The organism is Streptomyces sp. bgisy100 (assembly GCF_057709105.1).
Genome location: NZ_JBYITE010000013.1, coordinates 15,966 through 31,160 on the forward strand (window position 1 = coordinate 15,966; position 15,195 = coordinate 31,160).

At 71.0% G+C, this 15,195-nt stretch carries 10 protein-coding genes; 7 read left to right on the top strand and 3 right to left on the bottom strand.

The genetic code is table 11. The features are described from left to right. Window positions 1-76 precede the first annotated feature (76 nt). The 5 genes from AC3EQ1_RS11720 to serA all read left to right on the top strand — a co-directional run bounded on the left by AC3EQ1_RS11720 (window position 77) and on the right by serA (window position 8,887). On the top strand, window positions 77-3,040 hold the full coding sequence (locus AC3EQ1_RS11720) for a putative bifunctional diguanylate cyclase/phosphodiesterase (protein WP_432094272.1): 2,964 nt from the start codon (window positions 77-79) through the stop codon (window positions 3,038-3,040). 245 nt (window positions 3,041-3,285) lie between these two features. Beyond that, window positions 3,286-5,163 (top strand): acetolactate synthase large subunit, encoded by a 1,878-nt coding sequence (locus AC3EQ1_RS11725; protein ID WP_432094273.1) that lies wholly within the window; start codon window positions 3,286-3,288, stop codon window positions 5,161-5,163. A gap of 43 nt (window positions 5,164-5,206) precedes the next feature. Continuing rightward, complete coding sequence (gene ilvN / locus AC3EQ1_RS11730; protein WP_351512557.1) at window positions 5,207-5,731, top strand: acetolactate synthase small subunit; 525 nt, start codon at window positions 5,207-5,209, stop codon at window positions 5,729-5,731. 101 nt (window positions 5,732-5,832) lie between these two features. Continuing rightward, window positions 5,833-6,831 (top strand): ketol-acid reductoisomerase, encoded by a 999-nt coding sequence (ilvC, locus tag AC3EQ1_RS11735; RefSeq protein WP_432094362.1) that lies wholly within the window; start codon window positions 5,833-5,835, stop codon window positions 6,829-6,831. Between the two features lie 463 nt (window positions 6,832-7,294). Beyond that, on the top strand, window positions 7,295-8,887 hold the full coding sequence (gene serA, locus AC3EQ1_RS11740; protein ID WP_432094274.1) for a phosphoglycerate dehydrogenase: 1,593 nt from the start codon (window positions 7,295-7,297) through the stop codon (window positions 8,885-8,887). A 223-nt stretch (window positions 8,888-9,110) separates the two neighbouring features. Here serA and AC3EQ1_RS11745 read toward each other — a convergent pair whose 3' ends face one another. After that, a complete protein-coding gene (locus AC3EQ1_RS11745; RefSeq protein WP_432094275.1) occupies window positions 9,111-10,343 on the bottom strand; it encodes a PucR family transcriptional regulator in 1,233 nt (410 codons plus the stop codon). A gap of 209 nt (window positions 10,344-10,552) precedes the next feature. On the opposite strand from AC3EQ1_RS11745, the gene AC3EQ1_RS11750 reads away from it, so the two are divergent. Both AC3EQ1_RS11750 and pruA read left to right on the top strand, forming a co-directional pair. Continuing rightward, the gene (locus tag AC3EQ1_RS11750) at window positions 10,553-11,479 is read left to right on the top strand and encodes a proline dehydrogenase family protein (protein WP_432094276.1); all 927 of its coding nucleotides are present in this window, start codon (window positions 10,553-10,555) and stop codon (window positions 11,477-11,479) included. 51 nt (window positions 11,480-11,530) lie between these two features. After that, complete coding sequence (gene pruA, locus AC3EQ1_RS11755; RefSeq protein WP_432094277.1) at window positions 11,531-13,162, top strand: L-glutamate gamma-semialdehyde dehydrogenase; 1,632 nt, start codon at window positions 11,531-11,533, stop codon at window positions 13,160-13,162. Between the two features lie 284 nt (window positions 13,163-13,446). On the opposite strand, the gene AC3EQ1_RS11760 is transcribed toward pruA, so the two are convergent. Then, window positions 13,447-14,496 carry a hypothetical protein gene (locus tag AC3EQ1_RS11760; protein WP_432094363.1) on the bottom strand — a complete coding sequence of 350 codons (1,050 nt, stop codon included), beginning with the start codon at window positions 14,494-14,496 and terminating at the stop codon, window positions 13,447-13,449. Next, window positions 14,484-15,131, bottom strand: a complete 648-nt coding sequence (locus AC3EQ1_RS11765; protein WP_432094278.1) for a hypothetical protein — start codon at window positions 15,129-15,131, stop codon at window positions 14,484-14,486. The genes AC3EQ1_RS11760 and AC3EQ1_RS11765 overlap by 13 nt, the downstream gene beginning before the upstream one ends. Between the last annotated feature and the right edge of the window lie 64 nt (window positions 15,132-15,195).

A 15,195-nucleotide genomic window follows, 5' to 3' on the forward strand; every position in this document is an offset into this window, starting at 1 on the left:
GCGACAGCCGCCGGGGACTCCGGGGCGTCGACGCGCGCAGACCTCAGCGGAGGACGACGCCGCCAAGGACGGTGCGGTGAGCACCCCGGGGGCGGTGCTCTCCCGGCCGCCGGCTTCCGGCGGCGGGACGGGCCTGCTTCCCCAGCTGCTGCTCGCCCTGGTCTGCGGCGGATACGCCACCGGCGCCGCCCTGGGCTGGGGATCGCCCCGACTCGCGGTCGTCATGGGGGACTTCGGCCTCGCCGCCGCCGCCCTCGCGGGAGCCGTCTCCTGCTTCTGCTACGGCCGGTCCCGCACCAGCTGCGTGCGCCCCGCCTGGCTGCTGTTCTCCCTCTCCTCCGCCATGGCCGGATTCGGCAACGCGATCTGGGGCTGGTACGAGGTCGTCCTGCGGGAGCCCGTACCGAGCCCGTCCGGGGCCGACTTCTGCTTCCTGCTCTTCGCGCCGCCCGCCATCGTGGGGCTGCTCGTCCTGGCCAAGCGCCCCGCGAGCAGGGCGGGCTGGATCTGCCTGGCCCTCGACGCCTGGCTCATCGGCGGCTCCCTGCTCACCATCTCCTGGAGCCTCGCGCTCGCCCACACGGCGCACCAGGAGGGTGAGAGCGTGGCCCGCGCCGCGCTGTCCCTGGCCTATCCGCTGCTGGACATCGTGCTGGTCAGCATGGTGCTGGCGCTGCACTTCCGCAGGTCCTCCGCCAACCGGTCGGCGATCAACACCGCCATCGCGGCGCTCGCCCTGACGGTCCTGTGCGACGCGCTGTTCACCTCACCGCTGCTGCGGGAGCACTACCGCTCCGGGCAGCTCCTCGACGCCGGCTGGTTCGCCGGCTCGATACTCCTGGCGTACGCCCCCTGGGTCGCCCGGCAGCCGGATGCGGACGCCTGCGCCCGGAGCCGCCGAGAGCCGCACCCGAGCCGCCCGACGGCGGGCTCGCTGGCCGCCCTCACCCCGTATCTCGCCGCGGCCGTCTGCACGCTCGGGATCCTCTACAACGTCATCGACGGCAGCCGCATCGACCGCGTCGTGATCTTCACGGCCTGCACCGTCGTCCTCGCCCTCGTGGTGCGGCAGGGCATCATGCTGCTCGACAACATGAGCCTCACCCAGGAACTCGCCCAGAAGGAGAACCACTTCCGTTCCCTGGTGCAGGGCTCCAGCGACGTCATCATGATCGCCGCGCCGACCGGAGTGCTGCGCTATGTCAGCCCCGCCGCCGCGGGGGTCTACGGCATCGACCCGGGGGAGCTCATCGGATCCGAGTTCGCCTCGCTCATCCACCCCGAGGACCTCGGCGGTGTGGTGCACGAGGTGCGCCGGTTCCTGGCCGCGCAGCCGGAGGACGAGCCCACCACCCGCATCGAATGCCGGTTCCGTGCCGGTGCCGGCCGGGCGGGACACGACGGCTGGCTCAACGTCGAGTCCACCGTCAACCGGCACCACGGCGGCCTGATCTTCAACAGCCGCGACGTCACCGAACGGGTCCGGCTCCAGGCCCAGCTGCGGCACAGCGCCGAACACGACCCGCTCACCGACCTGCCCAACCGCGCCCTCTTCACGGAGCGCGTGCGGCGGGCGCTCAGCGGCCGCCGGGCCACCGACCCCGGCACCGCCGTGCTCTTCATCGACCTCGACGGCTTCAAGGCGGTGAACGACACCGTCGGCCACCAGGCCGGTGACGAACTCCTGGTCCACGCCGCCCGCCGGCTCCAGGAGTCCGTCCGGGCCGGGGACACCGCCGCCCGGCTCGGCGGGGACGAGTTCGCGGCTCTCATCCTCGGCGACGGCACTCAGGACACGGCCGCCCGTGAGTACCGCATCCTCGAGGTCGCCGAGCGGCTGCGCACCGGCCTCTCCCGCCCCTACCGCGTCTCCGGCACCGAGGTGCGCGTGGCCGCCAGCATCGGCGTCGCCTTCGCCGACCCCGGGATCAACCCCACGGAACTCATGCGCAACGCCGACCTGGCCATGTACCGCGCCAAGGCCGCCGGCAAGGGCCGGGTCGAGCTGTACGCACCGCAGATGCAGGCCGAGGTGGTCCGCCGCGCCGAAGTCGCCACCCGGCTGCGGAACGCCCTCCACGACGGCGAGTTCGCCCTGCTCCACCAGCCCGTGGTGGAGCTCGGCAGCGGCCGGATCACCGCGGTCGCCGCGCAGGCCCGCTGGCGCTCCGAGCAGGGCATCCTCTTCACCCCCGACGAGTTCCTCCGGGTCTCCGACCGGGTGCGCGGCGACCGCGCGCGCGGCGAGGACGGGGCGCGCGCGGCCGACATCGGCCGGTGGCTCCTGGAGGAAGCAGTGGAGCAGGCGGCGCAGCGGCACCGTGCCGGGTACCCCGCTCCGGTCGCCGTCCGCCTCTCCCCGCACCGCCTCACGGAGCGGGGCCTGGGACCGGGCAGCGTCGAGGCGCTGCTCACCCGCCACGGGCTGCCGTCCGGCGCCCTCCTGCTGGAGCTGGCCGACACCGACCCGCGCGTCTCCCTCGACGAACTCGAACGCCGGCTGACCGCGCTGCGGCGGCTCGGCGTGCGCATCGCCCTCGACGGCTTCGGCAGCGGGTGCGCCGCCATCAGCGCCCTGCGCCGGCTCCCGGTCGATGTGCTCAAGCTCGACCGCGAGCTGGTGGAAGGCGTGGTCGAGTCCGCCCGGCTGCACAAGATCACGTCGGGGCTGCTGCGCATCGCGGGCGACCTCGGACTGCAGACCGTCGCGGACGGCGTGGACCTGCCGGAGCAGGTGGCGGCGCTGCGGGCGATGGGCTGCAGCCACGGGCAGGGCATGGCCTTCTCCGGACCGCTCGACGAGCACCGGCTGCGGCGCGCCCTGGACCGTGGCGACTACCCCGTACCGGGCCCCGCGGACTGCCTCGAGGCGGGCCGGGAGGCGGTGCTCACCACCAGTGCCCTGCCGGTGAAGGTGGGGGTGCAGGGGCGGGAGGCACTGCCGAAGCGGATCGCCGTGAGCGACGGCCGGGAGGGTCCGGATTCCCTGGTGCATCCGCCATTGCGCTCAAATAGTGAGACCTCCGTCCCACCCACTTGACACCCATAGTGCGCCGGGGAGAGGGTCAAGCCATGCGCACCCGAATTCTCGTACTTGGAAAGCGCGTCGGCTGAAGCAGGGTCACGATGAAACCCTGCGGACCACACCCGGCGCGCTCCCCTCGCTTGCCTCACGGCACGAGGGGTTTTTTGTTGCACTGGTTACCTCGAACCGCCCCGCCCCGTGCTTCTCGCCGGGGCGGCCACCTCACCCAGCTAGACCTCATCTTCGAGAAGAGATTGCCGATGACCGAGCAGGCCACCGGGGCCCACCATCCGCAGCAGCGGGCCCGTAACGGCGGACAGCAGCCCACCATCACCGAGCAGGTCACGGGCGCGCAGTCCCTCATCCGCTCTCTCGAGGAAGTCGGCGCCGACACCGTATTCGGCATTCCGGGCGGCGCGATCCTCCCCGCCTACGACCCGCTGATGGACTCCTCGAAGGTCCGTCACGTCCTGGTGCGCCACGAGCAGGGCGCGGGCCACGCCGCCACCGGCTACGCCCAGGCCACCGGCAGGGTCGGCGTCTGCATGGCGACCTCCGGTCCGGGCGCCACCAACCTGGTCACCCCGATCGCCGACGCCCACATGGACTCGGTCCCCATGGTCGCGATCACCGGCCAGGTGGCGTCCAAGGCCATCGGCACGGACGCCTTCCAGGAGGCGGACATCTGCGGCATCACCATGCCCATCACCAAGCACAACTTCCTGGTGACCGACCCCGCCGAGATCCCGAAGACCATCGCCGAGGCCTTCCACATCGCCTCCAGCGGCCGCCCCGGCCCGGTCCTCGTCGACATCGCCAAGGACGCGCTGCAGGCGCAGACCAGCTTCGTCTGGCCGCCGCAGACCGACCTGCCCGGCTACCGCCCCGTCACCAAGCCGCACGCCAAGCAGATCCGCGAGGCCGCGCGCCTGATCACCGAGGCGCGGCGCCCGGTGCTCTACGTCGGCGGCGGCGTCCTGAAGGCCGGCGCCACCGAGGAGCTGCGGATCCTCGCCGAGCTGACCGGCGCCCCCGTCACCACCACCCTGATGGCCCTCGGGGCCTTCCCGGACAGCCACCCGCTGCACGTCGGCATGCCGGGGATGCACGGGTCCGTCACTGCGGTCACCGCCCTGCAGAAGTCCGACCTCATCGTCGCGCTGGGCGCCCGCTTCGACGACCGGGTCACCGGCAAGCTCGACAGCTTCGCCCCGTTCGCAAAGATCGTCCACGCGGACATCGACCCGGCCGAGATCGGCAAGAACCGGGCCGCCGACGTCCCGATCGTCGGCGACGCCCGCGAGGTCATCGCCGACCTGGTCGTGGCGGTCCAGGCGGAGCGCGACGAGGGCCGCTCCGGGGACTACACCGAGTGGTGGCAGAACCTCGCCCGCTGGCGCGACACCTACCCGCTCGGCTACGACCTGCCGGACGACGGCAGCCTCTCCCCGCAGCAGGTCATCCAGCGGATCGGCCGGCTCGCCCCGGAGGGCACCATCTACGCGGCCGGCGTCGGCCAGCACCAGATGTGGGCCTCGCACTTCATCGACTACGAGAAGCCCGGCACCTGGCTCAACTCCGGCGGCGCGGGGACCATGGGCTACGCGGTCCCGGCGGCGATGGGTGCCAAGGCCGGCGCCCCCGGCCGCACCGTCTGGGCGATCGACGGCGACGGCTGCTTCCAGATGACCAACCAGGAGCTGGTCACCTGCGCGCTGAACAACATCCCGATCAAGGTCGCGATCATCAACAACGGCGCGCTCGGCATGGTCCGCCAGTGGCAGACCCTCTTCTACAACCAGCGCTACTCCAACACCGTGCTGCACTCCGGGCCCGAGGGAACCGGCGACGCGGCGGAGCCCGGCACCGTCACGGGGCCGAGCGGCGGCACCCGCGTCCCCGACTTCGTGAAGCTCGCCGAGGCCATGGGCTGTGTCGGCATCCGCTGCGAGGACCCGGCGGAGCTGGATGCCGTCATCGCCAAGGCGAACGCGATCAACGACCGGCCCGTCGTCGTGGACTTCATCGTCCACGAGGACGCGATGGTCTGGCCGATGGTCGCCGCCGGCACCTCCAACGACGAGGTCATGGCCGCCCGCGGCGTCCGCCCCGACTTCGGCGACAACGAAGACGACTGAGTCCAGGACCGGAAAGCCCCCGAGAAGCAGAGAGAACGAGCCCATGTCCAAGCACACGCTCTCCGTCCTGGTGGAGAACAAGCCCGGCGTCCTCGCCCGGATCACCGCGCTGTTCTCCCGCCGCGGATTCAATATCGACTCCCTCGCGGTCGGCACGACCGAGCACCCCGACATCTCCCGCATCACCATCGTGGTGAATGTCGAGTCGCTCCCGCTGGAGCAGGTCACCAAGCAGCTCAACAAGCTGGTCAACGTGCTCAAGATCGTCGAGCTGGAGCCGGCGGCGGCCATTCAGCGGGAACTCGTCCTGGTGAAGGTGCGGGCCGACAACGAGACGCGCTCCCAGGTCGTGGAGATCGTCCAGCTGTTCCGCGCCAAGACCGTCGACGTCTCCCCGGAGGCCGTCACCATCGAGGCCACGGGCGGCAGCGACAAGCTCGAGGCCATGCTCAAGATGCTGGAGCCCTACGGCATCAAGGAACTGGTCCAGTCCGGCACGATCGCCATAGGGCGCGGCGCCCGCTCCATCACCGACCGGTCGCTCCGCGCGCTCGACCGATCCGCATAACGAGACCCACGATCCCCACCCCGCCGAACCGTCATACGGTGGGAAGCGGGCCTCTGCACCAGCAGATCCCCCGCAACGGCAGAAACAAGGAGATACCCGAAGTGGCCGAGCTCTTCTACGACGACGACGCCGATCTGTCCATCATCCAGAACCGCAAGGTCGCGGTTCTGGGCTACGGCAGCCAGGGCCACGCACACGCGCTGTCCCTGCGCGACTCGGGCGTCGATGTGCGCGTGGGTCTGCCCGAGGGCTCCAAGTCCCGCGCCAAGGCCGAGGAGCAGGGCCTGCGGGTCACCACGCCGTCCGAGGCCGCCGCCGAGGCCGACGTCATCATGATCCTGGTGCCGGACCCGATCCAGGGCAAGGTCTACGAGGAGTCCGTCAAGGACAACCTCAAGGACGGCGACGCGCTGTTCTTCGGCCACGGCTTCAACATCCGCTTCGGCTTCATCAAGCCCCCGGCCAGCGTGGACGTGGCCATGGTCGCCCCCAAGGGCCCCGGCCACCTCGTCCGCCGCCAGTACGAGGAGGGCCGCGGCGTGCCGTGCATCGCGGCCGTCGAGCAGGACGCGACCGGCAACGCCTTCGCGCTGGCTCTCTCCTACGCCAAGGGCATCGGCGGCACCCGTGCGGGTGTCATCAAGACCACCTTCACCGAGGAGACCGAGACCGACCTGTTCGGTGAGCAGGCCGTCCTCTGCGGTGGCGCGTCCGCGCTGGTCAAGGCGGGCTTCGAGACCCTGGTCGAGGCCGGCTACCAGCCGGAGATCGCGTACTTCGAGTGCCTCCACGAGCTCAAGCTGATCGTGGACCTGATGTACGAGGGCGGCCTGGAGAAGATGCGCTGGTCGGTCTCCGAGACCGCCGAGTGGGGCGACTACGTCACCGGCCCGCGGATCATCACCGACCAGACCAAGGCGGAGATGAAGAAGGTCCTCACCGACATCCAGGACGGCACCTTCGCCCGCAACTGGATGGAGGAGTACCACTCCGGTCTGCCGAAGTACAACGAGTACAAGAAGACCGACGCGAACCACAAGCTGGAGACCACCGGCAAGGAGCTGCGCAAGCTCATGAGCTGGGTGAACGAGGAGGCCTGATCCTCACCGGCGCGAGGGGTGACGGCGGGATCCGGCGGCCGGGCGCCGCGGATCCCGCCGGGCGCCCTGCCCGGCCCGGTGCGGCCGCCCGCGCCACGCCGGGTCCGGGCCGCCGGCCCCTCGGCGCCGCCCGGCCCGCGGTGCCGCGCCGCCCGCCGGTCCGGACCCCGCAAGGCCGGAGCCCGCAGCGCCGCCCCGGCCGTCCGGAGGAGGGCCGGGCCACACCGCTCGCACCGTTGTCCACCGCGTCGAGCCCCGACCGGGTGATCCTTCCGCGAAGGCGCAAGACTCACCCGCTACCGCCAGTACACTGCATTGCACAAGCGCGTCAGGCTCACAGCGTCGTGCGTCTTCTCGCGGCTGCCCCCTTCACCGCCTTCGGCCGTCGGGACGGCCGTCCTCCCCCGCGGCTTCCGGGTGCGGGAGGGGCCCCCAAAAGGACTTAGTGAGGACTGAGGACCACGTGAGCCCGAAACCTGTCGTACTCATCGCTGAAGAGCTGTCGCCCGCCACGGTCGAGGCCCTCGGCCCGGACTTCGAGATCCGGCACTGCAACGGCGCCGACCGCGCCGAGCTCCTCCCCGCCATCGCCGACGTGGACGCGATCCTCGTCCGCAGCGCGACCAAGGTCGACGCCGAGGCCATCGCCGCGGCGAAGAAGCTCAAGGTCGTCGCCCGGGCCGGGGTCGGTCTGGACAACGTGGACGTGCCCGCCGCCACCAAGGCCGGCGTGATGGTCGTGAACGCCCCGACCTCCAACATCGTCACCGCCGCCGAGCTCGCCTGCGGCCTCCTCGTCGCCACGGCCCGCAACATCCCGCAGGCCAACACCGCCCTGAAGAACGGCGAGTGGAAGCGCAGCAAGTACACGGGTGTCGAGCTGGCCGAGAAGACCCTCGGCGTCGTCGGCCTGGGCCGGATCGGCGTCCTGGTCGCCCAGCGGATGTCCGGCTTCGGCATGAAGGTCGTCGCCTACGACCCGTACGTCCAGCCGGCCCGCGCCGCGCAGATGGGCGTCAAGCTCCTCACCCTCGACGAGCTGCTCGAGGTCGCGGACTTCATCACCGTCCACCTCCCGAAGACCCCGGAGACCGTCGGCCTGATCGGCGACGAGGCACTGCACAAGGTCAAGCCCGAGGTCCGGATCGTCAACGCCGCCCGCGGCGGGATCGTCGACGAGGCCGCGCTGGCCTCCGCCCTCAAGGAGGGCCGGGTCGCCGGTGCCGGCCTCGACGTCTTCACCAAGGAGCCCTGCACGGACTCCCCGCTCTTCGAGTTCGACAACGTGGTCGCCACCCCGCACCTCGGGGCCTCGACCGGTGAGGCGCAGGAGAAGGCGGGCATCGCCGTCGCCAAGTCCGTCCGCCTGGCCCTCGCCGGCGAGCTGGTTCCGGACGCGGTCAACGTCCAGGGCGGCGTGATCGCCGAGGACGTCAAGCCCGGTCTCCCGCTCGCCGAGAAGCTCGGCCGGATCTTCACCGCGCTGGCGGGCGAGGTCGCGGTCCGGCTGGACGTCGAGGTGTACGGCGAGATCACCCAGCACGACGTCAAGGTGCTCGAACTCTCCGCGCTCAAGGGTGTGTTCGAGGACGTCGTCGACGAGACCGTCAGCTACGTCAACGCCCCGCTGTTCGCGCAGGAGCGCGGTGTCGAGGTGCGGCTGACCACCAGCTCGGAATCGGCCGAGCACCGCAATGTGGTCACCGTGCGCGGCACCCTCACCGACGGCGAGGAGGTCGCGGTCTCCGGCACCCTGGCCGGTCCCAAGCACCTCCAGAAGATCGTCGCCGTGGGCGAGCACGACGTGGACCTGGCCATGGCCGACCATCTCGTCTTCCTCCGCTACGCCGACCGGCCGGGTGTGGTCGGCACCGTCGGCCGCATCCTGGGCGAGGCCGGTCTGAACATCGCCGGCATGCAGGTCTCCCGTGCCGTGCCGGGCGGCGAGGCGCTGGTCGTCCTCACCGTGGACGACAACGTTCCGGCGGCCGTGCTCACGGAGATCGCCGAGGAGATCGGCGCGACGTCGGCCCGTACGGTCAACCTCGAGGACTGATCCTCCGCGGTCGGCCGCGTACGCTTCCGGGCCCGGCCCCGCTCCGGCGGGTGCCGGGCCTCGCGTGTGCGCGGACCGTGCCACGGGGTTGTCCGCCAGGCCCCGCGGGGCGGCCCCTGACACCCGGCCTCGGGGGGCCTGGCGGCTGACACCCGGCCCCGGGGTCCGGCCCCTGACACCCGGCCCCGGGGTCCGGCCCGTACCGCAGCGCAACCGCTCCTCCTCAGAGCCGCTGCCCCTTCAGCGCCATGTGCAGCAGCAGTCGGTCCTCGCCCTCCGCCAGGTCCAGGCCGGTGAGCTGCTCCACCCGGGACAGCCGGTAGTAGAGCGTCTGCCGGTGGATGCCCAGCGCCGCCGCCGCGCGGCCGGCCTGCCCCGCGCAGTCCAGGAAGACCTCGGCCGTCCGCGCCAGGTCCCGCTGCGCGGTCCCCAGCAGCGGCACCACCGCCGGATCGGGGGCGGCGGGCGCGGGCAGGCCGGTGAGCAGCCGGTACGGGCCGATGTCCGCCCACTGCGCGACCGGTCCGAGCCGCGCGTCGGCGCGGGCGGTACGGGCCGCCGCCACCGCCTCGTGCCACGCGGCGGGCAGGTCGTCCGGGCCCCGGCGGGGATCGCCGATCCCGGCGGCGGCCCCCGGCCGTGCCGTCCGGACCCCCGCGCGTGGCGAGCGCAGCAGGCGCTCGGCCGCGGTGTGCGCCGGCTCCAGCACGTTCGCGCCGCGCAGCCGCACCAGCGCGGCCAGCCCGTCCACCCCCGCGCCCGGAACGGCCGGGGTCACGCACATGGCCGCCACCCCCGGCTGCCCGGCGAGCACCGAGCCCGGCCCCTCCGCCGCCGCGCCCTCGCCGTCGTCGCCACTGCGCCAGGGCAGCACCGCGACCACGGCCAGCGGTCCGTCCGCCGCCGAACCGAGAGCGGCCCGCAGCCCGCCCGCGGCCGCCTCCCGGCCCGTCGCCGGCCCGGTGAGCAGGTCGTACAGCAGCTCGCCGGTCTCCGCGCCGGCCCGCGCCTCGGCGGCGAGAAGCTCGCCGATGCGGGCCGCGGTGCCCATCGCCTGGGCCAGCCGCGGGTCGGGCGGTGTGCCGGGCCCGCCGGTCTCCAGCACCGAGAGGTGTCCGTCGTCGAGCAGCCAGACATAGCCGAGGACCTGTCCGCGGTGGCGGACGGGCAGGCAGATCCGGCCCATCAGCACCCCGGCGGCCGGGTCCGGCGGGATGCGGACCGGGCCGGTGGCGCGGGCGATGCCGAACGCCTCGAACCACGCCCGTACCGCCGCCGTGGACCGCCGGTGCAGGATCGAACGGGTGCGGACCGGGTCCATGGCCGGTTCGCCGTCCGCGCCCTCGCTGTCGTGCGCCCCGAAGGCGATCAGCCCGAAGTCGCGGTCCTCCAGCGTCGCGGGGGCACCGAGCACCGCCGAAATCTCGTCCACCAGCTGCTGATAGTCCCCGCGCACCGCCGATCCGGTCCCTTCCCGCCGCGCCTTCCGAGCCTTCGTTCTGCTGCCGAAGACCATTCTCATACAACTGTCTGAGATCCGGGCCACGGATGCGTGACAGCTGTTTATGGCCGCCGATCGGAGCGATCCTTAGGTTTCACGGTGGTTCTCCTTGCCGTTCCGGGCTGTTCCGTCGCGGCTGTCCGTACTACTCGTGGAGGTGCCCCGTGCTGGGTCCCGTGCTCCTCGCCGCCGCGCGCAGCGACAGCATCCGCCGTATCGTCTCCGCCGCGCCGGTCACCCGCCCCGTGGTGAACCGTTTCGTCGCCGGTGAACGGCTGGACGAATCCATGGCGGCCGTGCGCACGCTCGCCTCCCGCGGTCTGGAGGTCACCCTCGACCACCTCGGCGAGGACATCACCGACCCGGCGGAGGCCCTGCGCAACCGCGACGCGTACCTCGCGCTCGCCGAGGCCCTCGCCGGAGAGGGCCTGGGTGTCCGGGCCGAGATGTCGGTCAAGCTCTCGGCCTTCGGGCAGGCCCTGCCGGGCGGCCACGACCTGGCGCTGGCCAATGTCACCCCCGTCGTCGAGGCGGCCGCCGAGGCGGGCACCACGGTCACCCTCGACATGGAGGACCACACCACCGTCGACTCCACCCTCGCCATCCTCTCCGAGCTGCGGAAACGCTTCCCGCAGACCGGCGCCGTCGTGCAGTCCTACCTCTTCCGCACCGAGGACGACTGTCACGCGCTGGCCGGGGAAGGGTCGCGGGTGCGCCTGGTCAAGGGCGCGTACAAGGAGCCGGCGTCGGTCGCCTTCCAGGACAAGCGCGAGGTCGACCGGGCCTACGTCCGCTGCCTCAGGATCCTCATGGCCGGTGACAGCTACCCCATGATCGGGTCGCACGACCCGCGCATGGTGGCCATCGGCCAGGAGCTGGCCCGCCGGGCGGGCCGCAAGCTCAACGAGTACGAGTTCCAGATGCTGTACGGCATCCGCGAGGCCGAGCAGCAGCGGCTCGTCGCGGAAGGTCACCGTATGCGGGTTTACATTCCGTATGGAACAGACTGGTATGGGTACTTCATGAGGCGTCTCGCGGAGCGCCCGGCCAACATGGCGTTCTTCCTGCGCTCACTCGCCACCCGCGGCTGAGCCCCACCGATCCCCTCCCCACCCACTCGATCGAAGGAGACAACGGCCACTATGGACGCTGTGACCCAGGTCCCCGCGCCGGTCAACGAGCCGGTGCACAGCTACGCACCCGGCAGCCCCGAGCGTGAGCGGCTCGAAGCCAAGCTCAAGGAGCTGGCCGACAACCCGATCGACCTTCCGATGACCATCGGCGGGGAGAAGCGGATGGGCGGCGGTGAGCGCTTCGACGTGGTCCAGCCGCACAACCACGCCTCCCGGCTCGGCACGTTCGGCAACGCCACGGAGCAGGACGCCCAGGACGCCGTCGACGCCGCCCTGGCCGCCGCCCCCGCCTGGCGCGCGCTGAGCTTCGACGACCGCGCGGCGATCATCCTCAAGGCCGCCGAGCTCCTGTCCGGCCCCTGGCGCGAGACGCTGGCCGCCTCCACCATGCTGGGCCAGTCGAAGACCGCGCAGCAGGCCGAGATCGACACGCCCTGCGAGCTCATCGACTTCTGGCGCTTCAATGTCCACTACGCCCGCCAGATCATGGCGGAGCAGCCGATGGCCAACTCCCCGGGCGTCTGGAACCGCTCGGACCACCGGCCGCTCGAGGGCTTCGTCTACGCGGTCACGCCCTTCAACTTCACCGCGATCGCGGGCAACCTCCCCACCGCCCCGGCCCTGATGGGCAACGTCGTGGTGTGGAAGCCGTCCCAGACCCAGACCCACGCCGCGGTGCTGCTTCTGCAGCTCCTGGAGGAGGCCGGGCTGCCCAAGGGCGTCATCAACCTGGTGACCGGCAACGGCAAGTCCGTGTCCGACGTGGTCCTGAACCACCCGGACCTGGCCGGCATCCACTTCACCGGCTCGACCCGCATCTTCCAGTACCTGTGGAAGACGGTCGGCAACAACATCGAGAACTACAAGACCTACCCGCGGCTGGTCGGCGAGACCGGTGGCAAGGACTTCATCGTCGCCCACCCGTCGGCCGACCCGGCGGTGCTGAAGACCGCGATGACCCGCGGCGCCTTCGAGTTCCAGGGCCAGAAGTGCTCCGCCGCCTCGCGTGCCTACGTGCCGCGCTCCATCTGGGAGAACGGCTTCAAGGAGGAGTTCGCCGCCGAGGTCGACGCGATCGCCATGGGCGACGTCACCGAGCTGTCGCACTTCATGGGCGCCGTCATCGACGACCGCTCCTTCGCCAAGAACAAGGCCGCCATCGACCGGGCCAAGTCCGACCCGACCATCGAGGTCGTCGCGGGCGGCACCTACGACGACAGCGAGGGGTACTTCGTCCGCCCGACGGTCCTCGTCTCCACCGACCCGGAGAACGAGATCTTCAAGGACGAGTACTTCGGCCCGATCCTCGGCGTCCACGTCTACGACGACGAGAAGTACGACGAGATGCTGGAGCAGATGGAGTCCGCCTCGGCGTACGCCCTGACCGGCTGTGTCATCGCCCAGGACCGCGCCGCCGCGGCGGCCACCTGCGAGGCCCTGCGCTTCGCGGCGGGCAACTTCTACATCAACGACAAGCCGACCGGCGCGGTCGTCGGCCAGCAGCCGTTCGGCGGCGGTCGTGCCTCGGGCACGAACGACAAGGCCGGCGCCAAGCAGAACCTGATGCGCTGGACCTCGACCCGCTCCATCAAGGAGACCCTGGTCCCGCCGACGGACTACCGCTACCCGCACATGGGCTGACCCGGCCCCGCCGGTCACCCCGGCAGGCCCGGCCGCCCAGGCCGCCGCCCCCGCCCGGATCCCTCCCGGGCGGGGGCGGAGTGCGTTCGGGGACTCGTCGGGCGCGGCTGGGCGGCTGAGCCGCTGAGGGGGACGGCGGGGGAGGGCGTGGAGCGGCGGCCGGTGTGCTGTGCCGGGCCCGGAACGGCGGGTGGTGCTCGCCGCCCGGGCCCGGGCGCTCATGCGCCGCCCCGGGCCTGGCCCCGGGTGCGTCATGCGCGGTCCCGGGCCTGGTCCCGGGTGCGTCAGCGGTTGACGGCCTGAGCCTCCTGGACGGTCACCTCGGTCGTGGTGCCGAACGTGCCGTCGGGGAGGTCACCGCCCCGGCCGTCGGAGCCCTCCCAGGAGATCTTCCAGGTGAGCGTGGCCTTGAACGGGAACGGTCCGTCCTGGGAGGCCCGCAGATAGGTCAGCCCGCACGGCGGTGTGCGGTCGCCCTGGCCCTTGGTGTACGGCGTGCCGATGCGGCCGTCCTCGATCGGGCATTCCCCGGAGGCCGGGTGCAGCTCGGCGTCCTCGGTACCGGGGTCCAGCCGGAGGGAGACGGGCGTGGCGGTGGTGGTCGCGGAGATGTTCAGAGCGTCGACTGAAGCCGTCACGGAGACTGGCTTGAATGCCGTCTTGTCCAGCCAAGCCCACGTCGGGAGGTTGACTGTCTGCTTGGCTTCCAGGGAGGGGCTGAGGGTGACCTTCGTGTCCGGGACTCTTAGCTCGCTATAAGCGAGTTGTGCCAGGATTTTCGGAGATACAGCGTTTTTTGCATCAGCTGGCGGAGCGGAACCCTTGTCCACCCAGAAGTACGGCTTTCCACAGTCATCCGCTCCCGGATCTGCAGCGCGTCCCTCGGCGACGAAGGAGTCCCACCAGTAACCTTTGCCGGACTTCTTCATGTTGAAGTCCGTATAGGGCTCCCCTCCCTCGTAACGCTTGCGCTGCTCGGCGTCCCACTGGTACCCGGTGGAGTCGCCTGCCCAGATGTTCTCCACGTAGATCTTGAACTGCGTCGGTGTCCACTTGGGCGCATACCAGCAGGCGGGCGGAGCCCAGTTCCCGGTTGGGGCGGGCTGGCCCGACTCGGAACCTGACCCGTTCTTCGACGTGTCGAAGCGCACTCCGCCGGCCAGGGCTGACACCGTGCCGTCACCTGAGTCGAAGTCCGCATCGGTGTGGGTGTCGGTCTCCGTATGATCGCTGGACCCCGGGCCGACGTCTGCTGAAGCGATAGGCGAACTCAGAGCTGATGCTGACAGGGCGACAGCCAGGAGAATTGCTGTCCTACTCTTCATCGGCGGCACTGGGACGCTCCGCGTTGCGAGATGATGCGCGATGTCTGCCATACGCCCGCGCCGTTCTTCTCAAGAGTGGTGTTGTAGACCACGAAGCTTTTATCGGTGACCGGGGTGACCTCAGGCTTCCCGGTCTTCAGGTCCTTGCTGTAGCCCTTGCTCTCGTCGGCGCAGTAGATGAGTGACGCGGTTTCGGAGTTCTTGATCGTCACTTTGCGGTCGAAGTAGCGAATGGTGCCGGTCATGCTCTGTTTGGCCTTTTTGAACTGTTGAACCCAGTCGGCGCCGGCTTGAAGGGCTCGCCCAGTGGAGTAGTAGTTCAGGCCCCGGTACTTCGGGTCCGTCCCGGTGATGGCGGCATCGACGGCCCGGATGCGCTCTGCGCTGTCGGCGAGTACGGCGTCCTTGGTGGCGTCACCGGTCTTCTCCGGGGTGAACGTCAGCTTCACGTCCTCCGGCAATTCGATCTTGGGGCGTCCTGGTGCGGGTGTTCGAGGGCTCGGAGAATTTTGCTTCTTGGTGTCCTGAGCTCCGGCGATCCTGTCTTGTTCCTCAGTCTTGGTGTCACCTCCCCCGCATGCAGTCAGCAGCAGTGTTCCGGCCGCGGCAAGTGCGGCGGCAGCGGGCAAGGAACGGCGACTCACGGTCAACTCCCGGGCAATAGGGATGAATCGAGTGATAGGGCAATGGGTGTGGCACTGACTTTAC